This window comes from Sphingomonas floccifaciens (assembly GCF_042681125.1).
In the GTDB taxonomy this organism is placed as follows: Bacteria; Pseudomonadota; Alphaproteobacteria; order Sphingomonadales; family Sphingomonadaceae; genus Sphingomonas; species Sphingomonas floccifaciens.
Genome location: NZ_JBHUFC010000006.1, coordinates 416,581 through 438,828, shown reverse-complemented (window position 1 = coordinate 438,828; position 22,248 = coordinate 416,581). Strand labels below are relative to the sequence as shown.

Below are 22,248 nucleotides of genomic sequence, written 5' to 3'. Positions count from 1 at the left end.
GGCGGTTGTAGCTCAGTTGGTTAGAGCATCGGTTTGTGGTACCGAGGGTCGCGGGTTCAAGTCCCGTCATCCGCCCCATTTTTCCGACGGATCCGACGGCTTGCCCGAAAGGGCTGGCGTTGCGTGCGCGGAAAGATTATTGCGCGCGTCTGATATTTCCTAACCGACGCGGAGCCGCCTGATGAGCGCTGTCTGGGACCTGCCCGATTTCGACGAGCACGAAGGCGTGCATCTGATCCGCGAGCCGAAGAGCGGCCTGACCGCGGTCATCGCGGTGCATTCGACCGCGCTGGGGCCGGCGGCTGGTGGCGTCCGCTTCTGGCATTATGCCGACAACAACACCGCGATCACCGATGCGCTGCGCCTGTCGCGTGGCATGAGCTACAAGAACGCGATGGCCGATCTGCCGCTGGGCGGGGGCAAGGGCGTCGTGCTCGCACCGGCACCGGGCGCGACGATCACCGAGGCGCAGTTGCTCGCGTTCGGTGACGCGGTCGAATCGCTCGGCGGCAAGTACGTTACCGCCGAAGACGTCGGCATGTCGGAAGAGCGGATGAAGGTCATCGCGACCCGCACCCGCCACGTCTCCGGCCTGCCGGTCGCCGAGGGCGGGGCCGGGGGCGACCCGGGGCCGTTCACCGCGATGGGCGTCTATCTGGGCGTGAAGGCGGCGGCGAAGCGCGCGCTGGGTGTCGATTCGATGCAGGGTGTCCGCGTCGCGATCCAGGGGATTGGTAGCGTTGGCGGCGGTCTCGCCCGGCTGCTGGCGGCCGATGGCGCCGTGCTGACCATCGCCGACGTCAATACCGACCGCGCGCAGGCGATGGGCGCGGACCTGGGCACCACGGTCGTGTCGACCGACACGGTGCTGGCGACCGATTGCGACATCGTCAGCCCGAACGCGCTGGGCGCGATCCTGGACGAAACCTCGATCGCCGCGCTCAAGTGCAAGGCTGTCGCGGGCGGCGCCAACAACCAGCTCCGCCAGGCCGCCCACGGCAAGCTGCTGGCGGATCGCGGCATCCTCTATGCGCCCGATTACGTCATCAACGCCGGCGGCATCATCAACGTCGGGTTGGAATATCTCGGCCAGGGCGACCGCGCCGAGGTCGAGGCGCGCATCGCTCGCATTCCCGACCGCCTGGTCCAGGTGTGGGACGAAGCCGACCGCACCGGCCAGCCATCGAGCGACGTCGCCGATTCGATCGCGCGCCGCCTGATAGGACGGGTGTGATCCTTACGGTCGGCCGGACCGCCCTGCCGTCGCCACAATAAACGTCATGCCGGACTTGATCCGGCATCCAGAGCCACGAGCCGTTTCGCCTGTGACCCTGGATCCCGGATCAAGTCCGGGATGACGAAGAATTTGGCAGTCCTTCCCGGCGCGCTACAGCCCGCGCTTCCGCCGGCCGACCCACTTGGCCTTCGGCAACAGCGCGCTGATCGCCGGCGCCATGCAAGGGCGGATGTCGCTCTCCTTCGCGATTTTCGGCGCGCAGGCGAGCATCGCGTCGCAGATGCCCTTGTCGAGTGCTGGATCGCCGCTCTGACGCTTGATGACGCACTGCGTCACGCCGGTTTTCTTGTCCTTGCGCATGATCGCGCGAAAGCGTTTGAGCCGCTGAGCGACGACGGTGACCTCCTCCGGCGTCGGTTCGGCGACGGACGGGGGCGGCGCGGCGGTTTGCGCCAGCAGAAGGGCAGTAAGCAGCGCGATCATTTGCGACCCAGCGTGCGGATCAAGCGAACGCCCAGATTGTCGATCCCGTCGTTCGTGGGGCCGAACATCCTCCCATGGCTGAGATGTTCCCACGTGGCTTCGACTGCCCAAGCCCGGTCGATCCGGATCCCGACCGATAGGTTGGGGTTGAACACTATCCTGGAGCCGAAGTCGGTGCGACTCGAATAAAGGTCGTATCGCCGCATGAAATCGGCCGAGCCTGGCGTAAAGTCGAAGGGATCGGGGATCGCCGTATAGCCGTCGTGGATGGCAAGCCCGATGCCGATTTGACCGTAGACCCGGTTCTTAAGCACATGCTGCCGCCATTCGGCACCGACCGCGGCAAAGCTGGTGAGCCCGGACAGATTGACTTCGGCCTTCGCTGTCAGACGCGGCTTCAGGGCGAAGGGCAGGGGGCGGCTGCGGTAGATCAGCTGGATGTCGGTCGTGCCGCCTTCCAGCGTCCGGCCATAGAATTGTCCGGGAGGCGCCTTGGGCTTGATCGGCACCTGCGCCCCATGCGCCAGCACGCCGACACCGATTTCCGCGCCGCTGTCAGCGTAGAAGACCCCCGGCGGCGGTGCGTCGACGATCAGTTGATCACCGAGCGGGTGGAGGTTCGCGCCGTGGCGGTACACGCCCAGCCCGACATCCGCGCCGCCGCTATCCTGCGCCATTGCCGGAATGGAGGCGAGCGCCGCCGTGGCGCAAAGTGCGCGTTTGAATACGATCACTATGAAATCTCCCGACCCGATGGCTATTGCCCCCGATGCTTTTGATGTAAGTTGGCAATGAATTTCTGTCAAACAGAAAGAATATGATGCTGAACGCGTATTCTCTGCCGCCGAAAAAGGCCCGTATCTGCCGCATTGCCGCAACCCTGTTTCTGGCCTTGGCGGCGATCCTCTCGCTCTATTCGCTCAGCGTCGCGGCCTTCCCCGGCCCGCGTTATGATTGCGAGGGTGGTGAGTGCAGTTGGAAAAGCGATGTGTCGCGGTTGCTGGAGGAGGATCGCAGGCCGGTGGTGGTCGCCGCGCCCACGGCCAGGGCGGCGCTGGACGCCTATGCCGCGAGGCCCGTTGTCCGGGCGTGGCTGTTCGTCGGCGCGATGGTCCAGGGGCTTCCTTTCGCCTTTCTGTTGCTTGTGCTGGCCAGAGCATTGCGAAGGCTGGCCGCGGCGGATGGATATCCGCTGGCGGACGCGTTGCCGTGGCTGCGACGCGCGTCGCAGGTGGCGATCCTGGCCGCCATCGCTGATCCGATCGGCAACAGCATCATCGAGACGACGCTATCGATCGGCACGCCCGGCGGTCTGGAGGTACCGCTCGACCTGACGACCGCCTTTACCAACCTGATGCTCGCACTTGTCGCGCGCATCACCGCCTGGGCGCTGGAGGCAGGCGTGAAGGCGCAGCATGATCTGGCCGAGATCGTCTGATGCCTCCGACGATCATATCGATAGCGTTGCAGGGATCGCCGGTGGCAAGGGGATGAGGATGACGTCGGCCACTTATTCGCTACCGGCGCGGAAAGCGCGCATCTGTCGGATCGCCGGCGCGATCTTCCTCGTGCTCGCCACATGCAGCGCGCTGGAAGCGGTGGTGCTGAGCCTGTGGCCGGCGCCGGCCTTCAGTTGCCATGATGGGTGCCGGGCGAACACGCGTCCCGTCGAGATGCTCGATGACGACGAAAAGGCGAAGGTCGTCGCGACGCCGGGGGCGGAGCAGAAGCTCGACGCCTATGTCGGCAGGCCGATCGTCCGTGCCGGTATCTTCGGTGTGACATTGATCGATTCGGTGCCCTTCGCGACGCTGCTGCTCGGCGTCGGCATCGCGCTCCGGCGGCTGGGTGGGCGGGGCGAGAATCCGGTGGCACAAGCGCTGCCGTGGCTGCGCCGGGCGTCGCTGGCCGCGATCGTTTGGGCCCTTGCTCAGCCGGTGTCGAACAGCCTTATGGCCTCTCTGTTGTCGATCGGCACACCGTCCGGGCCGCATTGGTACATCACCATCAATTTGGTGCCGATCGGGACCGGCCTGATGCTTGCCATCGCTGCCTATGCGACGATCTGGGCACTGGAGAGCGGGTTGCAGGCGCAGCGTGACCTGGACGCCTTCGTCTGATGCCGGTCATCGTCAACCTGGACGTCGTGCTGGCGCAGCGCAAGGTGCGCTCGAAGGAGTTGGCCGAGGCGATCGGGATTACCGAATCGAACCTGTCCTTGCTGAAATCGGGCAAGGTGAAGGGGGTGCGGTTCGGTACGCTCGCCGCGATCTGCCGCTATCTCGACTGCAAGCCCGGTGACATTCTGGATTATGTCGCGTCGGATGACGACCTGACCGACGACGATTGACGCGTCTTCCTAGGTGACGACGGCGCGTTCTTCGCATAGAGGCTCAGGCAATCGTGCCCAGCCTTCACGCCCTCGCCAATCCCGCCCGCTTCCTGAAGATCGCGCGTCCTTGCACGCCGGCGGTGTTCTGGCTCGGCGTGCTGCTGATTGCGGTCGGGGCCTGGGCCGGACTGACACAGACGCCGCCCGATTATCTGCAGGGCGAGAGTGTCCGCATCCTCTATATTCATGTGCCCACTGCGTGGCTCGGTATGGGGGGGTGGAGCGGGGTCGCGCTGTCGAGCATCGTCTATCTCGTCTGGCGTCACCCGCTGGCCCATGTCGCGGCGCGGGCTATCGCGGTGCCCGGCGCGATGTTCGCGGCGCTGTGCCTGGCGACGGGGTCGATCTGGGGTCGGCCGACCTGGGGGACGTGGTGGCAATGGGACGGGCGGCTGACGTCAATGCTGCTGCTGTTCTTCGTCTACCTCGCTTATATCGCGCTTGCCCGCGCCGATAGCGATCGGGGCGGCGACGGGCGGATTCCCGCGCTGTTCGGGATCGCGGGGACCGTGCTGCTGCCGGTCATCCGCTATTCGGTGATCTGGTGGAATACGCTGCACCAGGGGCCGAGCATCACGCTGTCGGGATCGACCATTTCCGGCGAATTGCTCTGGCCACTGGCGCTGACGGTGCCGGGGTTCACCCTGTTCTTCGGCGCGATCGTGCTGATGCGGATGCGGGCGATGCTCGCCAGGGGGCGCGTCGAGGCGCGGATGCGCCGGATGGCGGCGGCATGAACGCCTGGCCCTTCATCATCACCGCCTGGACCCTGACCGGCGTCGCGAGCGCAGGCGTCGCCGCCTGGTCCTATCTCGCGATGCGTCGGGCCGAGGCCGAGGCCGAAAAGCTGACGCGGCGATGAAGGCGAAGCATCAGCGGCTCACCCTCGTCTTGCTGGCGGTGGCGGCGGTCATCGGCGCGGTCCTGCTCGCCATGTCGGCGCTGAAGGACCAGGCCGCCTTCTTCTACGCGCCGACCGACCTGCGCGCGGCCAATGTCGCGGCGGGGACGCCGATCCGGCTGGGCGGGATGGTCGCGAAGGGCAGCGTGAAGAAGCTGGCGGACGGCGTCACCACCGCCTTCGTCGTCACCGACAATCGCGACACCGTGCCGGTCACCTACCGCGGCATCCTGCCCGACCTGTTCCGCGAAGGCTCGGGCGTCGTCGCCGAGGGGCGGGTGGCTGCAGGCGGGGCGTTCGTCGCCGATACGATCCTCGCCAAGCATGATGAGCGCTACATGCCGCCGCAGGTGGCGGGCGCGATGCACAAGACCGAGACGCTGGAAAAGTGATGGGTTCGCACCCAACCTCTCCGTCGTCATTCCGGCGAAAGCCGGAATCCAGGGTTGCTCATCCCGGACGTTTGGACGGCTTGGCTCTGGATCCCCGCTTTCGCGGGGATGACGGTGGGGCGGCATGACCGCCGAAGCCGGCCTCGCCGCCCTGTGGCTCGCCGCGGCGCTGGCGCTTTTGCAACTCGCGATGGCCGCGATCGGCCTGCGTTCGGGGCGCGAGGACATTGCGGCCGCCGTTCGTCCGGTCGCGATTGTCGGTGGTGCGCTCAGCGCCATCGCCTTCGTCCTGCTGATCGCGCTGTTCGTGCAATCCGACATGAGCGTGAAGCTGGTCGCCGAGAACAGCCATTCGGCCAAGCCGCTCATTTACAAGATCGCTGGTGCGTGGGGAAACCACGAGGGGTCGATGCTGCTCTGGGTCACCGTGCTCGGCCTCGCCGGGGCGGCCATTGCGATATTCGAGCGGCGACTGCCCGCGAACACGCTGACGGCGACATTGGGCGGACAGGCGGCGATCGCGCTGGGTTTCTTCGCCTTTCTTCTCTTCGCATCTAACCCGTTCGCGCGGCTCGACGTCGCGCCGCCGGACGGGATGGGGCTCAACCCGCTGTTGCAGGATCCCGGCCTCGCCTTTCACCCGCCGACGCTCTACTTCGGCTATGTCGGACTGTCGGTCGCCTTCAGTTTTGCGATCGGCGCCCTCGTCACGCGCGACGTCGGCCCGGTGTTCGCCCGCGCGATGCGACCGTGGGTGCTGGGCGCCTGGGTGTTTCTGACCCTCGGTATCACCGCGGGGTCATATTGGGCCTATTATGAGCTGGGCTGGGGCGGCTGGTGGTTCTGGGACCCAGTCGAGAACGCGTCGCTGATGCCATGGCTGGCGGCGACCGCGTTGCTTCATTCGGTGACCGTGCTGGCGACGCGCGACGGCTTGCGCGCCTGGACGGTCATGCTGGCGGTCGTCGCGTTCAGCATGTCGATGATCGGCACCTTCCTGGTCCGCTCGGGCATTCTGACCAGTGTCCACGCCTTCGCCGTCGATCCGACGCGGGGCAGTTTCATCCTAGCGCTCCTGGCGATCTACATCGGCGGCGCGCTGGGGCTGTTCGCGCTCAGGATCGGCACCGTCCGCGCGGGCACGACATTCGAGCCGCTGAGTCGCGAAGGCGCGCTGGTCGCCAATAACCTGCTGCTGACCGTCATCCTGGGCGTGGTGCTGATCGGCACGCTCTATCCGATCGTCGCGGCGTCGATGGGTACGCAGCTGTCGGTCGGCCCGCCCTTCTTCAACGCCGCCGCCGGGCCGATCGCGCTGCTGCTGGTCGTCGTGCTGGCGGCCGGGCCGCTGCTGCGCTGGCGGCGGGACGGTTGGGGCGCGCTGGTCGAGCGGCTGACCTGGCCGATCGGCGCTACGGCGTTCGCGACCGCGATGTTCGCCTTCTTCGCGCCGTGGAAGGGCGTGCTGACCCTGCTCGGCTTGGGGCTCGCGATCGGTCTAGCCGTCGCCAGCGTTGCGCCGCTGTGGAAGCGCGATCTGCGCCGCACCCCGTTGTTCACCTGGGGTATGGTCGTGTCGCATCTGGGCGTCGCGGTCGCCCTGTTCGGCATGGCCGCCGACAGCGCCTTCACGCAGGAGGCGCTGGTCGCTGCACGGCCCAGCCAGATCACGCGCGTCGGCCCGTTCGAGCTCCGCTTCGTCGGGGTAAAGCCGGCGCTCGGCCCGAACTGGTCTGCGGTCGAGGCGCGGCTGGAGGTGACGCGGGGCGAGGGGGCGATGTTCGTCCTGCGTCCGCAACAGCGGTTCTTCGCCAATCCGGCGACGACCACTAACGAAGCCGCGATCTCGACCCGGCTCGACGGGCAGCTTTATACCGTGCTCGGCCAGCCGGACGGGGCCGGCCGCTGGCAGTTGCGGCTGTGGTGGAAGCCGTTCGTGACCTTCATCTGGGCGGGCGGCGCACTGATCGCGCTGGGCGGTGCGCTGTCGCTGATCGGTCGCGTGCGCCGCGAGCGTCGGACGGTCGAACGGGAGGTGTGGGCATGAAGCGGTGGCTGATCTGGGTGCCGTTTATCGTCTTCGCTGGCCTGCTGTGGCTGGTCGCAAGCGAAATGCTGTCGCCCGCCGAGCGGGTCGTGCGGTCGCAACTGGTCGACAAGCCGGTGCCGGCCTTCGCGCTCGACGGGATCGTGCCGGACAAGCCCGGCGTGGCGTCGGCCGATTTCGGCAAGGGCGAGCCGCGGCTGCTGAACGTCTTCGCCAGCTGGTGCGTACCGTGTATCGCCGAAGCGCCGCAGTTGATGGCCCTGAAGCGCGCCGGCGTTCGGATCGACGCCATCGCCATCCGTGATCGCCCGGATGCCGTGCGTCGCTTCCTGGCGCGCAACGGCGACCCCTATGCGACCATCGGCGACGACCGCACCAGCCGCGTCCAGCTCGCGCTCGGCTCGTCTGGGGTGCCGGAAACCTTCCTGATCGACGGTCGCGGGCGCATAGTGCGCCAGCATATCGGCGACATCCGCGCGGACGAGGTCGCCGACCTGATCGCGGCGGTGAAGGCCGCGCGATGAGGCGTGTGTTGCTCTTCGCCGCACCGTTCGTCGTGGCGGCAGCGCCTCTGCCCGCGGAGCAGTGGGCGAACACGCAACTACCCGACGCGCGGCAGGAGGCGCAGGCGAAGGCGTTGATGGAGACGCTGCGCTGTCTCGTCTGCCAGGGCCAGTCGATCGCCGACAGCGATGCCGACATGGCCGCCGATATGCGCGCGCTGGTCCGCGAACGCATCGCGCGCGGCGAGGCGCCCGGCCAGATCCGCGCATGGCTGGTCGAGCGTTACGGCGATTACGTGACCTATGACCCGCCCTTTTCGGCGGTGACTGCGCCGCTGTGGCTTGCGCCGGTGCTGCTCTTGCTTGTCGGTGTCGTCGTGGCGCGGCTGACGTTTCGGCGCAAGGCGCGGTGATGGGCTGGCTTGCGCTCTTTGCCCTGATGCTGCTGGCGTTCGCCGCGATGCTGCGGCTGGGCGTGCCGCGGACGCTGGCGTCGTTCTTAGGCGCAGCGCTGATGCTGGGGGCGGCGGGCTATGCGCTCCAGGGGCGGCCGGGGCTGGCCGGCGCGCCGGTGCGAACCGCGACGAAAGCGGTCGATATCGACCCTTCGCCCAACGAATTGCGGCTCGACATGTTCGGCCGCTACACGACCTCGGCGACCTATTATACCGCAGGGACGGCGTTCCAGCGGATGGGTGACCAGCGTACCGCGGTGAACCTGTATCTTGGTGCGATCAACGCGCAGCCGAACGACGCCGGGTTGTGGACGGCGCTCGGCGACGCCTATGTCCTCCACGATCGCAACACGGTGTCGCCGCCGGCCCGGCTGGCGTTCGACCAGGCGATCCGGCTAGCTCCGACGCACCCGGGGCCTCCGTTCTTCCTCGGTCTGGCCTATGTCCGTGCAGGGCAATTCCGCGAGGGTGCGCGCTGGTGGCGGCGCGCCTATGCGCTGTCGCCCGAGCAGGCCCCGTATCGCGCCTTCATCGGGCAGCGGTTGGCGCTAGTCGACATGCTGCTGGCGAGCCCGGCGGGGCGTGACGCGCCGTAGGGGGCGGGGCCGTCCGGTTTTGTTCGACCGTTCGTGCTGAGCCTGTCGAAGCACCGGCCTTAGTGCGGCGGGTTCAGCCGGGATGTATCGAAGTACGGCCCTTCGACAGGCTCAGGGCGAACGGAATAGGGGTAAGGGGCGGAGGCTCTACTGCCCGAACCCGGCCTCGCCCGCCCGCGCCACCGCTTCGCGTGCCGCGGCGATGAGCGCGCCGGCCTTCGCCTCGCACTCGCGCTGCTCATATTCGGGCACGCTGTCGGCGACGATGCCGGCGCCCGCCTGGACGTGCATCATTCCGTCCTTCACCACTGCGGTGCGCAGCACGATGCAGCTGTCCATCGACCCGTCCGGCGAGAAATAGCCGACACCACCGGCATAGGCTGCGCGCGCCTCGGGCTCCAGCTCGGCGATGATCTGGCAGGCGCGGACCTTCGGCGCGCCGCTGACGGTTCCGGCGGGGAAGCCGGCGAACAGCGCCTCCAGCGCATCGGCATCGTCGCGCACGCGGCCGACGACGTTGGACACGATGTGCATGACATGGCTGTAGAATTCGATGCCGTAGCTGTCGGTGACCTTGACGGTCCCTGCCTGCGCGACGCGGCCGACGTCGTTGCGGCCGAGGTCGAGCAGCATCAGATGCTCGGCGCGTTCCTTCGGGTCGGCGAGCAGCGAGACGCGGTTGGCTTCGTCCTCCGCCGTGGTCTTGCCGCGGGGGCGGGTGCCGGCGATCGGGCGGATGGTGACCTCGCCGTCGCGCACGCGGACCAGGATTTCCGGACTCGACCCCGTCAGCGCGAAGCCGGGCAGATCGAGGTGATAGAGGAAGGGCGACGGGTTCACGCGGCGCAGCGAGCGATAGAGTTCGATCGGCGGCAGCGTGAAGGGCGTCGAGAAGCGCTGCGCCAGCACGACCTGAAAGATGTCGCCCGCGACGATATAGTCCTTCGCCGCCGCGACCATTTCGCCGTAGCGGCCGGGCGCGAGCGCCGGCGTCGGTTCGATCGCGACATGTTCGGCGCGGACGGGCGGGGGCAGGGGGGCGCTGGCAAGACGCGCGGCGGTGGCGTCGAGCCGCTCGTCCGCCGCCTCGATCGATCCACCCGGCCAAATGGGCGCGACAAGGAACAAAGTGTCGGCCAGCCGGTCGAACACCAGCAGGACGGTCGGCCGGACGAAGATCATGTCCGGCAGGTCGAGCGGGCTGGGTGCGGCGCGCGGCAGGCGTTCGACCAGGCCGATCGTCTCATAGCCGAAGTAGCCGACCAGGCACGGCATCGCCCGCGGCAGGTCGTCGGGCACGTCCATCCGGCACGCGGCGACCAGATCGCGCAGGGCGTCGAGCGTCGGCTTGCCGCGGGGCGTGAAGGCGTCGCGATCGCTCAGCCAGCGGTCGTTGACCTCGGCGTCGTTGCCGCGCGCTCGGAAGATCAGGTCCGGGGCGAGGCCGATCAGGCTGTACCGCCCGCGCACCGATCCGCCCTCGACCGATTCGAGCAGGAAGTCGCCACGGCCGGGTTGGATCAGCTTGAGTGCAGCGGCGACCGGCGTCTCGGTATCCGCCACCTGCCGCCGCCACAGCAGCGCAGGGCGCCCGGCCGCCAGCGCGACGCGGGCGGCGTCCAGCCCCTGCGTCTCCATCAGTTCGCGGGCGACGGCGCGACGTTGCCGGCGAGGTCGCCGCGCAGGCGCGACAGCACCGCATCGTTACGCTTGACGTCGACGACCTTGCGCACGGCGGTCGCGAACTGCTCGCTCAACTCGCGCCCGCTGACGCTGCCGAGCCCCTGCCGGGTCGAGGCGATCAGCTGCGCATTGCCCGTGGCGTTGCCCGGCTGGATCGCGTCGAGATAGACGATGAAATAGCCGCCGCGGTTCGGCGCCTCCAGCATCTTCGCGCGCTTCGCCGCCATCGAGAACATCAGCGCGACCGGCGGCGGCAGCTGCCCACCCTGACGCGCCAGTTCGGCGCGAGTGGCGTTCAGCGTCTGCGACGGAGGCAGCTTGACGCCCGTTCCGGCCAGCGCGGCCGACAGCGGGGTGCCGCCGTTGATCTTCGCGACCGCGGCACTGGCGAGCGCACGGGCGGCGCGCAGGTTGCGGTCGATCACCAGATCGCGCGCAACCTGGTCGCGAATCTGCGCGAGCGGGGGCGGGGCGGCCGCCTGTACCGCGCCGATGCCGACGATGCCGAAGCTGCCGTCCGCGTCCGTCTGGACCAGCTGCGGCGAATCGCCGGGTTCGGCCGCGAAGGCTGCCTGCGCGAGGCGTGCCATCACCGGATCGGGCTGAGCCGCCGGGGCGGTCGGATCGATGCCGGCGGCGGTCAGGGGCCGCGTTGCCTGTGCGGTCAGCTTGCCATCGGCTACGACCTCGTCGAACGTCCCGTTGCCGGAAATCGCGTCGTCGAGCTTGTCATGGACGGCGGCCAGCGCCTCCTGACCCTTCACCTTGCTGAGTTCCGCGGTCAGTTCCGGCGTCGCCTCCGCGAGCGACTTGCCCGCGATCGGCTGCACGGAATCGACGCGGACGACGTGCCAGCCGAGCGGCGAGCGCAACGGGCCGACGACGGCGCCCTGGGACGCAGCGAACACCGCGTTGGCGATCGCGGCGCTGGTCTGGCCGGTGATCGCGGCCTTGTCGCCGGCGGCGACCGTGTTGGGCTCCAGCCCGGCCGCGCGGGCGGCGGCTGCGATCGACTGGTCGCCCTTCACCTTGGCGGCGAGCGCATTGGCCGCGGCCTGATCGGCGACGATGACCTGCGTCAGCGCGCGCTTCTCGCTGGCGGCGAAGCGGGCGCGGTTCTGGTTATAAGCCTGAGCGATCTCGGCCGGGGTCGGCTTCGCATTCGCCATCACGTCGGCGGCCTTGACGATCGCATAGCGGACCACGCGACGCTCGGGGATGGTGTAACGGGCGCGCTGGCGGGTGTAATAGGCCTGCAGCTCCGCATCGGTCGGCGCGGCACCGGCGCCGAGCGCGGCAACCGGGATATAGGCGACCGTGCCCTGGCGGCGCTCCAGCAGCAGCGAGGCATAGGGCAGGGCGAGCTGCGACGGGATCTGGCTGGCGCCCGCGGTCGGCGCGAGCATCTGACGCGACAGCATCGAGCTGGCGATGTCCTCGCGCAGCCCCTTGTCGGTCAGGCCCTGCTGCTTGAGCAGATTGTCGTAGGCGGTCTGGCTGAACTTGCCGTCGAAGCCCTGGAACGCAGGGATGCTGGCGATCTCGCCGTCCACCGCACGCTTGCTCGCGGCCATGCCGATGGTGTCGGCGAACTGCTGGAGGGCCAGGGCGTTGATCGTGCGATCGACGATCGTCTCGAACCCGCCCTGCGCGATGAAACTGGCCATGTCGAGCTGCGGGTTCTGCTGGCGGATGTTGTCATAGGCCGTGCGAATGCGCTGGCGCAGATCCTGCTCGCCCACCGCCACCTTGCCCACCGTGATCGCCGCGCCCGCATTGCCGCCGCTGTTCCGCACGTTGTTGATGTCGCCGGCCGCAAACGCGAGCGCGATCACCGCGAGGATGCCGAGCGTGATCGGAATCCCCAGCTTGGACTTGATGATGCGGCGAAAGAAACTGAGCATGTGGGGCCGTTCGAAAAGATGTGACGGGCCGCTTTAGGGACAGCGTGCGCAGCCATCAAGCTTGTGCCGCGAGGATGGGGCGCTATCGCAGGCGGCAACGATAATGAGGGGAATGACATGACGCGGCGCAAGCTGGTGGCAGGCAATTGGAAGATGAACGGCGATCGCGCGGCGCTGGCCGAACTGGACGCGATCGCGGCAGCGGCGGCGGCGAACCCGGCGGTCGATGTGGCGATGGCGGTGCCCTTCACGCTGATCGAGCGGGCGGCGGAGCGCGTGCCCGGCCTGATGATCGGTGCGCAGGACGTGCACGAGCATGACAAGGGTGCGCACACCGGCTGCGTTTCGGCCGCCCAGGTCAAGGAGGCCGGCGCCCGCTTCGTCATCGTCGGGCACAGCGAACGGCGCGGCGACCAGGGTGAGACCAGCCACGACGCTTGGGCTAAGGCGGCGGCGGCGCATCGTCAGGGACTGAACGTCATTCTGTGCTGCGGCGAAACCGAGGCCGAACGCGACGCCGGCCGCGCCGAGCGCGTGGTCCAGGCGCAGGTCGAGAAGTCGTTGCCGGACGATGCGGATGGGTCTTGGCTGACGCTCGCCTACGAACCGCGCTGGGCGATCGGGACGGGGCGCACGCCGACTCTGGACGAAATCGCCGCGATCCACGCAATCGCACGGGCAAAGATGCGGCACATGATCGGCGACAAGGCGGACGGCGTACGGATTTTGTACGGCGGGTCGGTGACGGGGGACAATGCCGCGTCGATCCTAGCAGTGGAGAATGTCGATGGGGCACTGGTCGGCGGCGCGAGCCTGACGGCGGCTAAATTCGTGCCGATTATCGAGGGCGCCGCGTAAGAAATCAGCGAAAGCTGATCGCGAATACCCGAGCGGTGCTTACGGCCGGCGGCGCTTAACGGCGACTGATGGCATAGCTTGTTTCTGGACAGGGCGATATTTCACCTGTCGTCCCCGCGAAGGCGGGGACCCATCTCCCGTGTTTTCTCCTGGGCAGAACAGGGGAGATGGACCCCCGCCTGCGCGGGGGCGACGAAATGTGGGGCGGCCGAGAGGCAAGGCATTGCGTGACGATAGGGGCTCTCAGCCCCGATACACGCATCGTCATGCCGAACTTGATCCGGCATCCAGGGCCGCGAGCGGCGTCCGTTTTGGCTCTGGATGCCGGATCAAGTCCGGCATGACAAAGGAGGCGGGCGAGTTTCGCTTCGCTAGCCGCTCGTCACGCCCCCCGCCCGGTCTCCGCCTGTAAGGCATCGATCCGCTTCGACGCATCCGCCTTCGTCAGCGTGTCGTCGAATTCGGCGCCGGCTTCTTCCGACAGTGTCTTCAGATAGCTGGCCTGCGCGCCGGTCATCGGCTCGTCGCCGGTGGTCCAGTCGTCGGGGTTCTTCTCGGCGTTGCCGGTGGGGTGGTCTTTCGGGTTGTCGGTCATGGCAGGAAATTCCTTTCGCCATGACCAACGTCGCCGTTCCTTATCCGTTCCCCTCGCGCGGACGCGCGATTATCCGTTCCACGCCTCATAGGCGAGGTCGAGGTCGTCGGCGACCGCCTTGTACGCGATCTTGCCCTTGTAGACGTTCAGGCCGGCGGCAAGGTGGGGATCGGCCTTCATCGCCGCTTCCGCGCCCAGGTTGGCAAGCTTGAGCGCGAACGGCAGCGTCGCGTTGTTCAGCGCGAAGGCCGAGGTGCGGGCGACGGCGCCAGGCATGTTGGCGACGCAATAGTGGATCACGCCATCGACCTCGTACACCGGGTCCTGGTGCGTCGTCGCATGGCTCGTCTCGAAACAGCCGCCCTGGTCGATCGCGATGTCGACCAGCACCGCACCGCGCTTCATCGTCTTGACCATGTCGGCGGTGACGAGCTTCGGCGCGGCGGCGCCGGGCACGAGGACTGCGCCGATGACGAGATGCGCGTTCTTCACCGCCGCGGCGATCGCCGCCTTCGATGCATAAGCGGTCTTGATCTGCGAGCTGAAGAACATGTCCAGCTCGGCCAGACGATCGTTGTTGATGTCGTAGATGGTGACATCGGCGCGCATGCCGACCGCCATCTGCGCGGCATTCACGCCGGAAACGCCACCGCCGAGGATCGCGACCTTGGCCGGGGCCACGCCCGGTACGCCGCCGAGCAGCACGCCGCGGCCGCCCTGTTCCTTTTCGAGATAATGCGCGCCGACCTGGACCGACATGCGGCCGGCGACTTCCGACATCGGCTTGAGCAGCGGCAGGCCGCCGCGCGGGGAGGTCACCGTCTCATAGGCGATGCAGGTCGCGCCCGACTTCATCAGCCCTTCGGCCTGCGGCTTGTCGGCGGCGAGGTGGAGATAGGTGAAGAGCAGGTGGCGTGGCTCCAGCAGCGCGATCTCGCTCGGCTGCGGCTCCTTCACCTTCACGATCATGTCGCTCTGCGCGAACACGGCCGCCGGCGTACCGACGATGCGCGCCCCGACGTCGACATAGTCCTGATCGGCGAAGTCGATCCCGGCGCCGGCATTCGTCTCGACGATCACCTCGTGACCCGCCGCGACCAGTTCGGCGACCGACGGCGGCGTCAGGCCGACGCGATATTCGTGATTCTTAATTTCCTTGGGCACGCCGACGCGCATCGTCACTCTCCTTCGTATCTCTTGCGACTATAGCAAAATGGCGACCGTGAATCCGTGCAAATTTGGCGCATAAGCGCGCCGATCTTGCATGGATTAACGTCTGGTTCGCCTTTATGTGGCGCATCCATGCAGATTGATCGCATTGATGCCTCCATCCTCCGCTTGCTCGCCGGGGACGCGCGCCTGTCGGTCAGCCAGATCGCCACGCGCGTCGGCCTATCGCAATCCGCCTGTACGCGGCGGATGCAGGCGTTGGAGGCGTCCGGACGTATTCAGGGATATGGCGCGCGACTCGGGCGGCGTGAGCTTGGTTTCAAGGTCCGCGCGCTGGTCGACATCACGCTGTCGACCCAGGTCGAAGAGGATCTCGCACGGTTCGAGGCGGAGGTCGGCGTCATCCCCGGCGTGGTCGCCTGTGCGCTGGTGTCGGGGAATCAGGATTATCGCCTGACGATCGTCTGCCGCGACCTCGATGACTATGAACGTCTTCACCGCGAGCATCTGGGACGGTTGCCGGGGGTGCTGACGATCAGTAGCAGCTTCGTCCTGCGCGAAGTTCCGACGCGCGGCGAGGCGGATGCGATTTTCGGGAGTTGAGCGAAGATGAACGTACGTTCAGACCCGTTGCGAGCCCGTCGCGGTGGTGCTAGGCGCCGCCAGCTATGCCAATGGAAGGCACCCTGGTCGTGATGATGACCGATTGCGCCGGAACCCCGGCAGGAAAGTCCGCACGGTGAGCGACTCGCTCCCGTCAGAAACCACACCCACCGACAGCGAAGCCGATGGCCACTCCCATGCCAAGCAGGGATTGGCCAAGCTCGCGTTGGGGGCGATCGGCGTCGTCTATGGCGACATCGGCACCAGTCCGCTGTACGCGATGAAGGAAGTGTTCGTCGGCCACCATCCGCTGACCGTCGACCAGCTTCACATCTTCGGCGTCGTCAGCCTGATGTTCTGGTCGCTGATGCTGATCGTGACGCTGAAATACGTCCTGCTGATCCTGCGCGCCGACAACAATGGCGAGGGCGGATCGCTGGCGCTGCTCGCGCTGATCCAGCGGCAGAGCGGCCACGGCAAGCGTTGGGGGCCGAGCCTCGTCATTCTGGGCGTGCTGGCGACCGCATTGTTCTTCGGCGACTGCATGATCACGCCCGCCATCTCGGTGCTGTCGGCGGTCGAGGGGCTGTCGACCGTCCAGGCGGGGTTCGACAGCTGGGTGCTGCCGATCTCGATCGGGATCATCGTCGCGCTGTTCTACCTGCAATCGATCGGCACCGCGCGCGTCGGCAAGGTCTTCGGGCCAATCATGCTGATCTACTTCATCACGCTGGCCGGGCTCGGCGTGCTGAATATCGTCAACCGCCCCGACGTGCTGATGGCGCTGAACCCGATCTGGGCGCTGCGCTTCGCGATGAACGACGGAACACTCGCCTTCCTCGCGCTCGGATCGGTCGTCTTGTGCGTGACGGGGGCGGAGGCGCTCTATGCCGACATGGGCCATTTCGGCCGCCGTCCGATCCAGTTCGCCTGGGCTGTCCCGGTGCTGCCGGCACTGATGCTCAATTATCTGGGACAGGGCGCGCTGCTGCTCGACAACCCGGCGGCGGCGGACAACCCGTTCTTCTTCATGGCGAGCGAAGACTTCCGCCTGCCGCTGGTCATCCTGTCGACGATGGCGACCGTCATCGCCAGCCAGGCGGTCATCACCGGCGCCTATTCGGTTGTTCAGCAGGCGGTGCAGCTGGGGCTGATGCCGCGCATCCGCATCGATCACACCAGCGCGTCGGAAGCCGGACAGATCTACATCCCGGTCATCAACTGGGCGCTGCTGGCGATGGTGCTGCTGCTGATCCTGGGCTTCAAGGAATCGTCGAACCTGGCCGCCGCCTATGGCATCGCGGTAACGGGCACGATGTTCATCACCACCTGCATGATGGGCGTGCTGTTCCGCCGGGTGTGGAACTGGCCCCTGTGGGTGGTCGCGGCGTTCATCGGCGTATTCCTGATGATCGACGGGCTCTATTTCGCATCGAACCTGACGAAGGTGCCCGATGGCGGCTGGTTCCCGCTGCTGGTCGGCATCCTGATCTTCATCCTGCTGACGACCTGGGCGCGCGGCCGCCAGCTGATGATCGAGCGGCTGGCCGAGGCGGCGATGCCGGTGAAGATCTTCATCCAATCGGCCGCCAGCTCGGCGACGCGCGTGCCGGGGACGGCGGTCTTCATGACGTCCGCCGCGGACGGCGTGCCGCACGCATTGCTTCACAATCTGAAGCACAACAAGGTCATCCACCAGCGCGTCATCCTGTTGACGGTCAAGATCGCCGACGTCCCGTTCGTGCCCGAGCACAAAAGGGTGATGCAGGACGATCTGGGCCAGGGCTTCCACCGCGTGGTGCTGAAATTCGGCTTCATGCAGGAACCCGACGTGCCGGTCGCGCTGAAGCTGGTGACCAAGACCTGCGGCGGCGAATTCAAGATGATGGACACCAGCTTCTTCCTCGCCCGCCAGACGCTGCTGCCCTCCGAAAAGCCCGGCATGGCGCTGTGGCGCGAGCATCTGTTCGCGTGGATGCTGCGCAATGCGGAAAGCGCGATGGAGTTCTTCCGGCTTCCGACGAACCGGGTGGTGGAGCTGGGGAGCCAGGTGGAGATTTGACACGGACCGTTCGCACTGAGCCTGTCGAAGTGCTGCCCTTCCTCGCGCCGCGGACGCCGTTCGTGAAAAAGAAGGGCAGGGCTTCGACAAGCTCAGCCCGAACGGAGTAGGTGGCGGGAATGGTCCAGCCCCTCAACATCCTTCACCTCCACGACAGCTTCTCGCTTGGCGGAAAGACGGCGCGTGCCGTCCGGATGATGAACGCGTTCGGCGACCGTGCCCGGCACACTATCGTCTCCGCAGCTCCCGACCGGCTCGGCGCCGACGAGGCGATCGCGACGGGCATAAGATATGAGATCGCGCAGAATCCGCCGCCGCTGACCGGCAGCCCGTCCGTCGCCCGGTTCGAGGCGATCGCGAAATACATGGCACGCTTCGACCTCGTGCTGACCTATAACTGGGGCGCGATCGACGGAGTGATGGCGCGGCGCGCGTTCGCCAAGGGCATGCCGCCGTTGATCCACCACGAGGACGGGTTCGACGCGGACGAGGCGCTGCGCCTCAACCGGATGCGCAACTATTATCGCCGCTTCGCGCTCGGCGCGGCCAGCGGGTTGGTCGTGCCGAGTGCGCAGCTCGATCATATCGCGCTCGACATCTGGAAACAGCCGCGCGCGAAGGTCCACCGTATCTCCAACGGCATCGCCACCGCGCGCTTTGCCGGCAAGCCCGATCCCAAGGCGATCCCCGGCTTGACGAAGCGGTCGGGCGATTTCGTCGTCGGCACGATCGCGGATCTGCGCGACGTGAAGGATTTGCCGGCCCTGGTCCGCGCCTTCGGTGGCTTGCCGGGTAAGGCCAGACTGGTGATCGTCGGCGAGGGACCGGAGCGTCAGGCGATCCAGGATGCGGCCGACGCGATGTTCCTGGGCGACCAACTCGTCATGCCCGGCAGCCTGCCAGACCCGCACCGCTACATAGGCCTGTTCGACGTCTTCGCGCTCTCCTCCCGATCGGAGCAGCAGCCGACCGGTGTGATGGAGGCGATGGCCGCCGGGCTGCCCGTCGTCGCGCCGCCGGTGGGCGACGTCGCGGAGATGGTGGCCCCGGAGAACCACCATTACCTCGCCCCCGACCGGCGCGAGGTCGTGCTGCGCGATCGTATCCAGATGCTGCAGGGCCGAGCGGACGAACGCGCCCGAGTCGGCCAGGCCAACCGCGCACGCGCCCGGGCGATGTTCGACGAAAGCGCGATGATCGCGGCCTATGCCAAACTCTATGCCGATACCGCCGGCCGACCCGGTGCGCTCGGTTGATTATTCTCGCCATTTTCGTGCTTAGAGCGTAGGGGCGGGCCGAAATTGACGTGGAGGCGATGTGTTCAAGGGCTTGACGCCGATTAACTATGGCGGTCGCGAAGTGTGGCCACTGGTCGAAGGCGGAAAGGGCGTCGCTGCGACGAACCATATGTCGGCCGGCGCCTGGGCGGCGGCGGGCGGCATCGGCACCGTGTCGGCGGTCAATGCCGACAGCTACGATCCCGACGGCAAGATCATCCCGCAGGTCTATCACGCGCTGACCCGGCGCGAGCGGCACGAGGAACTGGTCGAATACGCCATCGAAGGCGCCGTCCAGCAGGTGAAGCGCGCCTGGGACATCGCCGGCGGCAAGGGCGCGATCAACATCAACGTGCTGTGGGAAATGGGCGGCGCCCAGCGCATCCTGCACGGCGTGCTGGAGCGCACCCGCGGACTGGTCGCGGGCGTCACCTGTGGCGCGGGTATGCCGTACAAGCTGAGCGAGATCGCCGCATCCTACGGCGTCACCTATCTGCCGATCGTCAGCTCCGGCCGCGCCTTCCGCGCGCTGTGGAAGCGCGCCTATTCCAAGGCGTCGGACTGGTTGGCCGCGGTGGTCTATGAAGACCCATGGCTCGCCGGTGGTCACAACGGCCTGTCGAACGCCGAAGACCCGCTGAAGCCGCAGGACCCCTATCCGCGCGTCAAGGAATTGCGCGACGTGATGCGCGAGGGCGGCATCAGTGACAGCGTGCCGATCGTGATGGCGGGCGGCGTCTGGTACCTGCGCGACTGGAACGACTGGATCGACAATCCCGAGCTCGGCACGATCGCATTCCAGTTCGGCACGCGGCCGCTGCTGACGCAGGAAAGCCCGATCCCGCAGGAGTGGAAGACCAAGCTGATGGAGATCGAGCCGGGTGACGTCCTGCTCCATCGCTTCTCCCCGACCGGCTTCTATTCGTCTGCGGTGCGCAACCCGTTCCTGCGCCACCTCGAGGCGCGCTCCGAACGCCAGATCGCCTTTTCGCAGCAGGAAGCGGGCGATCACACCCACCAGCTAGATGTGGGCGTGAAGGGCAAGAATTTCTGGGTGACGCTGGGCGACCTGATGCGCGCGCGCGAGTGGTATGGCCTGGGCTACACCGACGCGCTGAAGACGCCGGACAACACGCTCGTCTTCGTGACGCCAGAGGAAAAGAGCGTCATCCGCAAGGATCAGGCGGACTGCATGGGCTGCCTCAGCCAGTGTTCCTTCTCGTCCTGGGCCGATACCGAGACCAATTCGACCGGTCGCCTGGCCGATCCGCGGTCGTTCTGCATCCAGAAGACGCTACAGGACATCGCGCATGGCGGCCCGACCGACCAGAACCTGATGTTCGCCGGGCACGGGGCCTATAATTTCAAGAAAGACCCGTTCTATTCGAACGGGTTCGTGCCGACGGTGAAGCAGCTGGTCGACCGTATCCTGACCGGCGACTGATCGACCGGCGACTGATCGACTTGTTAGCGCGGGCCGCCCAGGGCGGTCCGCACGGCCGCGAAGGGGCTTTGCAGGGCGTCGCTGACGATCATGGCGACGGCGCCTGCCGCGGAGACGATGGCGAGGCCGAAGACGACCGACATGAACCGCTGCGTGCCGCGGCGGACGGTTTCGGTGCTTTCATCGATGCGGGGACGGCGGCGGCGCTCGTCATTCGCGGCGGCGATGACCGATTCGGCCTTGGCAGCGTTGGGATTGACCAGTGCGGGGATGTCGACGACGTCCTGCGTACGCAGCCCGCAGTCGTTACCCTGTACCCACATGGTGCGGGCGACGATGACCTGGCTGGCACGCCGCACCTCGATATAGGCGCCGCGCTTGGGCGGCATCGCCAGCGAAATGCGCATGCCGTGCGCCGACACGTTGCGGATGGCCACGTCCTGCCAGCCATCGGCCGTCTTGATCCGCGCGGTGACGGAAATCGTCTGTCTTGGTTCGCGCGCCTTCACGTGTGACTGGTCCCCGCCGACAATCTGGTTCGCGGCTAGGCAGCTTACTTAGCGGATGTCGGGTTACCATAACCTTGACCCGACCGCGTAGTTTTACGGTAGCTTTACAACCATCCTTCGAGCACCTGATCCGGCGGGCGATGGCCGTCCGACCAGGCCTGGATGTTGGCGACGACCCGCTCGCCCATCGCCAGGCGCCCCTCGTACGTGGCGGAGCCCATGTGCGGCAGCATGACGACGCCGGGCAGCGCGAGCAGGCGCGGGTCGATGGCCGGTTCGTGCTTCCAGACGTCCAGCCCTGCGCCGGCCAGTCGCCCGCCCTCCAGCGCGTCGACCAGCGCATCCTCGTCCAGGATGCCGCCGCGGCTGGTGTTGATGAGGAAGGCACTGTCCTTCATCAGCGCGATGCGGCGGGCGTCGATCAGGTTTTCGCTGTCGGCGTTTCGCGGCGTGTGCAGGGTGACGATGTCGGCCAGCGCCAACATCTCGTCGAGGTTCGGATGCCATTGCGCCTGTAGCTCCGCCTCTACGACCTTCGGCAGGCGGTGGCGGTTGTGATAGTGGATCGACAGGCCGAAGGCGCGAGCGCGGCGGGCGACGGCTTGGCCGATACGGCCCATGCCGACGATCGCCAGCGCCTTGCCGCCGATCCGGTGGCCCAGCATCCCGCCGGGCGACCAGCCGCTCCACGCGCCGGAGCGGACCAGCTTTTCGCCCTCCGCCAGACGCCGCGGCACCGACAGGATCAGTGCCATCGTCATGTCGGCGGTATCTTCGGTCAGGACGCCGGGCGTATTGGTGACGATGATGCGACGGGCGCGGGCCGCCTTCAGGTCGATATGGTTCACGCCGGCGCCATAATTGGCGATCAGCTTCAGCCGCGGGCCGGCGGCTGCGATCAGGTCGGCGTCGATCGTGTCGGTGACGGCCGGCACCAGCACGTCGCAATCGGCCATTGCCGCGGCAAGTGTCGCGCGGTCCATCGGCGCGTCGGTCGGGTTAAGTTCGGCATCGAACAGCGCGGTCAGACGGTCGAGCACCGCGTGCGGCAGATCGCGGGTGACGATCACGCGGGGGCGGGCGGGACGCGGGTCGGCCATGCATCTTCGATTGGCCTCGCGAACGGCGTCAGTCAAC

General features: G+C 67.2%; 24 protein-coding genes and 1 tRNA gene. 17 read left to right on the top strand and 8 right to left on the bottom strand.

Features of this window, described 5'->3' with window-relative positions; genetic code table 11:
* The first annotated feature begins 1 nt into the window (after position 1).
* Positions 2 to 78, top strand: a tRNA-His gene (locus ACFSC3_RS15675).
* Positions 79 to 181: 103 nt separating this feature from the next.
* On the top strand, positions 182 to 1,234 hold the full coding sequence (locus ACFSC3_RS15670) for a Leu/Phe/Val dehydrogenase (protein ID WP_380941364.1): 1,053 nt from the start codon (positions 182 to 184) through the stop codon (positions 1,232 to 1,234).
* A 153-nt stretch (positions 1,235 to 1,387) separates the two neighbouring features.
* Here ACFSC3_RS15670 and ACFSC3_RS15665 read toward each other — a convergent pair whose 3' ends face one another.
* Together ACFSC3_RS15665 and ACFSC3_RS15660 are read right to left on the bottom strand one after the other, a co-directional pair.
* Positions 1,388 to 1,720 (bottom strand): hypothetical protein, encoded by a 333-nt coding sequence (locus ACFSC3_RS15665; RefSeq protein WP_380941363.1) that lies wholly within the window; start codon positions 1,718 to 1,720, stop codon positions 1,388 to 1,390.
* Complete coding sequence (locus ACFSC3_RS15660) at positions 1,717 to 2,454, bottom strand: acyloxyacyl hydrolase (RefSeq protein ID WP_380941362.1); 738 nt, start codon at positions 2,452 to 2,454, stop codon at positions 1,717 to 1,719. The genes ACFSC3_RS15665 and ACFSC3_RS15660 overlap by 4 nt, the downstream gene beginning before the upstream one ends.
* A gap of 83 nt (positions 2,455 to 2,537) precedes the next feature.
* On the opposite strand from ACFSC3_RS15660, the gene ACFSC3_RS15655 reads away from it, so the two are divergent.
* The 10 genes from ACFSC3_RS15655 to ACFSC3_RS15610 all read left to right on the top strand — a co-directional run bounded on the left by ACFSC3_RS15655 (position 2,538) and on the right by ACFSC3_RS15610 (position 9,006).
* Positions 2,538 to 3,158: a hypothetical protein gene (locus ACFSC3_RS15655; RefSeq protein WP_380941361.1), complete on the top strand. Its 621-nt coding sequence runs from the start codon at positions 2,538 to 2,540 to the stop codon at positions 3,156 to 3,158.
* 58 nt (positions 3,159 to 3,216) lie between these two features.
* Positions 3,217 to 3,840 carry a hypothetical protein gene (locus ACFSC3_RS15650; RefSeq protein WP_380941360.1) on the top strand — a complete coding sequence of 208 codons (624 nt, stop codon included), beginning with the start codon at positions 3,217 to 3,219 and terminating at the stop codon, positions 3,838 to 3,840.
* Positions 3,840 to 4,070: a helix-turn-helix domain-containing protein gene (locus ACFSC3_RS15645; RefSeq protein WP_380941359.1), complete on the top strand. Its 231-nt coding sequence runs from the start codon at positions 3,840 to 3,842 to the stop codon at positions 4,068 to 4,070. Before ACFSC3_RS15650 ends, ACFSC3_RS15645 begins: the two co-directional genes overlap by 1 nt.
* Before the next feature lie 53 nt (positions 4,071 to 4,123).
* On the top strand, positions 4,124 to 4,849 hold the full coding sequence (gene ccmC / locus ACFSC3_RS15640) for a heme ABC transporter permease CcmC (protein WP_380941358.1): 726 nt from the start codon (positions 4,124 to 4,126) through the stop codon (positions 4,847 to 4,849).
* The gene (locus ACFSC3_RS15635; protein WP_380941357.1) at positions 4,846 to 4,974 is read left to right on the top strand and encodes a hypothetical protein; all 129 of its coding nucleotides are present in this window, start codon (positions 4,846 to 4,848) and stop codon (positions 4,972 to 4,974) included. Before ccmC ends, ACFSC3_RS15635 begins: the two co-directional genes overlap by 4 nt.
* Positions 4,971 to 5,405, top strand: coding sequence for a cytochrome c maturation protein CcmE (gene ccmE, locus ACFSC3_RS15630; protein ID WP_380941356.1), 435 nt, complete (start codon positions 4,971 to 4,973; stop codon positions 5,403 to 5,405). Before ACFSC3_RS15635 ends, ccmE begins: the two co-directional genes overlap by 4 nt.
* Before the next feature lie 124 nt (positions 5,406 to 5,529).
* Positions 5,530 to 7,452 (top strand): heme lyase CcmF/NrfE family subunit, encoded by a 1,923-nt coding sequence (locus ACFSC3_RS15625; protein WP_380941355.1) that lies wholly within the window; start codon positions 5,530 to 5,532, stop codon positions 7,450 to 7,452.
* Positions 7,449 to 7,976, top strand: coding sequence for a DsbE family thiol:disulfide interchange protein (locus ACFSC3_RS15620; protein ID WP_380941354.1), 528 nt, complete (start codon positions 7,449 to 7,451; stop codon positions 7,974 to 7,976). Before ACFSC3_RS15625 ends, ACFSC3_RS15620 begins: the two co-directional genes overlap by 4 nt.
* Positions 7,973 to 8,368 carry a cytochrome c-type biogenesis protein gene (locus tag ACFSC3_RS15615; RefSeq protein ID WP_380941353.1) on the top strand — a complete coding sequence of 132 codons (396 nt, stop codon included), beginning with the start codon at positions 7,973 to 7,975 and terminating at the stop codon, positions 8,366 to 8,368. Before ACFSC3_RS15620 ends, ACFSC3_RS15615 begins: the two co-directional genes overlap by 4 nt.
* On the top strand, positions 8,368 to 9,006 hold the full coding sequence (locus ACFSC3_RS15610) for a tetratricopeptide repeat protein (RefSeq protein ID WP_380941352.1): 639 nt from the start codon (positions 8,368 to 8,370) through the stop codon (positions 9,004 to 9,006). The genes ACFSC3_RS15615 and ACFSC3_RS15610 overlap by 1 nt, the downstream gene beginning before the upstream one ends.
* 147 nt (positions 9,007 to 9,153) lie before the next feature.
* On the opposite strand, the gene trpE is transcribed toward ACFSC3_RS15610, so the two are convergent.
* On the bottom strand, positions 9,154 to 10,644 hold the full coding sequence (gene trpE, locus ACFSC3_RS15605; RefSeq protein WP_380941351.1) for an anthranilate synthase component I: 1,491 nt from the start codon (positions 10,642 to 10,644) through the stop codon (positions 9,154 to 9,156).
* Positions 10,644 to 12,593: a peptidylprolyl isomerase gene (locus tag ACFSC3_RS15600; protein ID WP_380941350.1), complete on the bottom strand. Its 1,950-nt coding sequence runs from the start codon at positions 12,591 to 12,593 to the stop codon at positions 10,644 to 10,646. Before ACFSC3_RS15600 ends, trpE begins: the two co-directional genes overlap by 1 nt.
* A gap of 117 nt (positions 12,594 to 12,710) precedes the next feature.
* Here ACFSC3_RS15600 and tpiA point away from each other — a divergent pair, with 117 nt between their 5' ends.
* On the top strand, positions 12,711 to 13,451 hold the full coding sequence (gene tpiA / locus ACFSC3_RS15595) for a triose-phosphate isomerase (protein WP_380941349.1): 741 nt from the start codon (positions 12,711 to 12,713) through the stop codon (positions 13,449 to 13,451).
* Positions 13,452 to 13,833: 382 nt separating this feature from the next.
* Here tpiA and ACFSC3_RS15590 read toward each other — a convergent pair whose 3' ends face one another.
* Entirely contained in the window at positions 13,834 to 14,046 is a 213-nt protein-coding gene (locus ACFSC3_RS15590; RefSeq protein ID WP_380941348.1) for a DUF3072 domain-containing protein, read from the bottom strand.
* 69 nt (positions 14,047 to 14,115) lie between these two features.
* Positions 14,116 to 15,222, bottom strand: a complete 1,107-nt coding sequence (gene ald, locus ACFSC3_RS15585) for an alanine dehydrogenase (RefSeq protein ID WP_380941347.1) — start codon at positions 15,220 to 15,222, stop codon at positions 14,116 to 14,118.
* Between the two features lie 126 nt (positions 15,223 to 15,348).
* Between ald and ACFSC3_RS15580 the strand changes: the two genes are divergently transcribed.
* From ACFSC3_RS15580 to ACFSC3_RS15565, 4 genes are all read left to right on the top strand, one after another.
* Positions 15,349 to 15,819: an Lrp/AsnC family transcriptional regulator gene (locus tag ACFSC3_RS15580; RefSeq protein ID WP_380941346.1), complete on the top strand. Its 471-nt coding sequence runs from the start codon at positions 15,349 to 15,351 to the stop codon at positions 15,817 to 15,819.
* Positions 15,820 to 15,955: 136 nt separating this feature from the next.
* Complete coding sequence (locus tag ACFSC3_RS15575; protein WP_380941345.1) at positions 15,956 to 17,881, top strand: potassium transporter Kup; 1,926 nt, start codon at positions 15,956 to 15,958, stop codon at positions 17,879 to 17,881.
* A gap of 119 nt (positions 17,882 to 18,000) precedes the next feature.
* Entirely contained in the window at positions 18,001 to 19,137 is a 1,137-nt protein-coding gene (locus ACFSC3_RS15570; protein ID WP_380941344.1) for a glycosyltransferase family 4 protein, read from the top strand.
* Positions 19,138 to 19,198: 61 nt separating this feature from the next.
* Positions 19,199 to 20,602, top strand: coding sequence for an NAD(P)H-dependent flavin oxidoreductase (locus tag ACFSC3_RS15565; protein WP_380941343.1), 1,404 nt, complete (start codon positions 19,199 to 19,201; stop codon positions 20,600 to 20,602).
* Between the two features lie 23 nt (positions 20,603 to 20,625).
* Here the strand turns inward: ACFSC3_RS15565 and ACFSC3_RS15560 are convergent, their stop codons facing one another.
* On the bottom strand, positions 20,626 to 21,111 hold the full coding sequence (locus ACFSC3_RS15560) for a PilZ domain-containing protein (RefSeq protein WP_380941342.1): 486 nt from the start codon (positions 21,109 to 21,111) through the stop codon (positions 20,626 to 20,628).
* 104 nt (positions 21,112 to 21,215) lie between these two features.
* Complete coding sequence (locus ACFSC3_RS15555) at positions 21,216 to 22,211, bottom strand: 2-hydroxyacid dehydrogenase (protein ID WP_380941341.1); 996 nt, start codon at positions 22,209 to 22,211, stop codon at positions 21,216 to 21,218.
* Positions 22,212 to 22,248 lie beyond the last annotated feature (37 nt).

Excerpts from the sequence above, each read along its gene's own strand:
- ACFSC3_RS15670 (WP_380941364.1), top strand. The coding sequence starts at position 182 with ATGAGCGCTGTCTGGGACCTGCCCGATTTCGACGAGCACGAAGGCGTG.
- ACFSC3_RS15665 (WP_380941363.1), bottom strand. The coding sequence starts at position 1,720 with ATGATCGCGCTGCTTACTGCCCTTCTGCTGGCGCAAACCGCCGCGCCG.
- ACFSC3_RS15655 (WP_380941361.1), top strand. The coding sequence starts at position 2,538 with ATGATGCTGAACGCGTATTCTCTGCCGCCGAAAAAGGCCCGTATCTGC.
- ACFSC3_RS15650 (WP_380941360.1), top strand. The coding sequence starts at position 3,217 with ATGACGTCGGCCACTTATTCGCTACCGGCGCGGAAAGCGCGCATCTGT.
- ACFSC3_RS15645 (WP_380941359.1), top strand. The coding sequence starts at position 3,840 with ATGCCGGTCATCGTCAACCTGGACGTCGTGCTGGCGCAGCGCAAGGTG.
- ACFSC3_RS15635 (WP_380941357.1), top strand. The coding sequence starts at position 4,846 with ATGAACGCCTGGCCCTTCATCATCACCGCCTGGACCCTGACCGGCGTC.
- ccmE (WP_380941356.1), top strand. The coding sequence starts at position 4,971 with ATGAAGGCGAAGCATCAGCGGCTCACCCTCGTCTTGCTGGCGGTGGCG.
- ACFSC3_RS15625 (WP_380941355.1), top strand. The coding sequence starts at position 5,530 with ATGACCGCCGAAGCCGGCCTCGCCGCCCTGTGGCTCGCCGCGGCGCTG.
- ACFSC3_RS15620 (WP_380941354.1), top strand. The coding sequence starts at position 7,449 with ATGAAGCGGTGGCTGATCTGGGTGCCGTTTATCGTCTTCGCTGGCCTG.
- ACFSC3_RS15615 (WP_380941353.1), top strand. The coding sequence starts at position 7,973 with ATGAGGCGTGTGTTGCTCTTCGCCGCACCGTTCGTCGTGGCGGCAGCG.
- ACFSC3_RS15610 (WP_380941352.1), top strand. The coding sequence starts at position 8,368 with ATGGGCTGGCTTGCGCTCTTTGCCCTGATGCTGCTGGCGTTCGCCGCG.
- trpE (WP_380941351.1), bottom strand. The coding sequence starts at position 10,644 with ATGGAGACGCAGGGGCTGGACGCCGCCCGCGTCGCGCTGGCGGCCGGG.
- ACFSC3_RS15600 (WP_380941350.1), bottom strand. The coding sequence starts at position 12,593 with ATGCTCAGTTTCTTTCGCCGCATCATCAAGTCCAAGCTGGGGATTCCG.
- tpiA (WP_380941349.1), top strand. The coding sequence starts at position 12,711 with ATGACGCGGCGCAAGCTGGTGGCAGGCAATTGGAAGATGAACGGCGAT.
- ACFSC3_RS15590 (WP_380941348.1), bottom strand. The coding sequence starts at position 14,046 with ATGACCGACAACCCGAAAGACCACCCCACCGGCAACGCCGAGAAGAAC.
- ald (WP_380941347.1), bottom strand. The coding sequence starts at position 15,222 with ATGCGCGTCGGCGTGCCCAAGGAAATTAAGAATCACGAATATCGCGTC.
- ACFSC3_RS15580 (WP_380941346.1), top strand. The coding sequence starts at position 15,349 with ATGCAGATTGATCGCATTGATGCCTCCATCCTCCGCTTGCTCGCCGGG.
- ACFSC3_RS15570 (WP_380941344.1), top strand. The coding sequence starts at position 18,001 with ATGGTCCAGCCCCTCAACATCCTTCACCTCCACGACAGCTTCTCGCTT.
- ACFSC3_RS15555 (WP_380941341.1), bottom strand. The coding sequence starts at position 22,211 with ATGGCCGACCCGCGTCCCGCCCGCCCCCGCGTGATCGTCACCCGCGAT.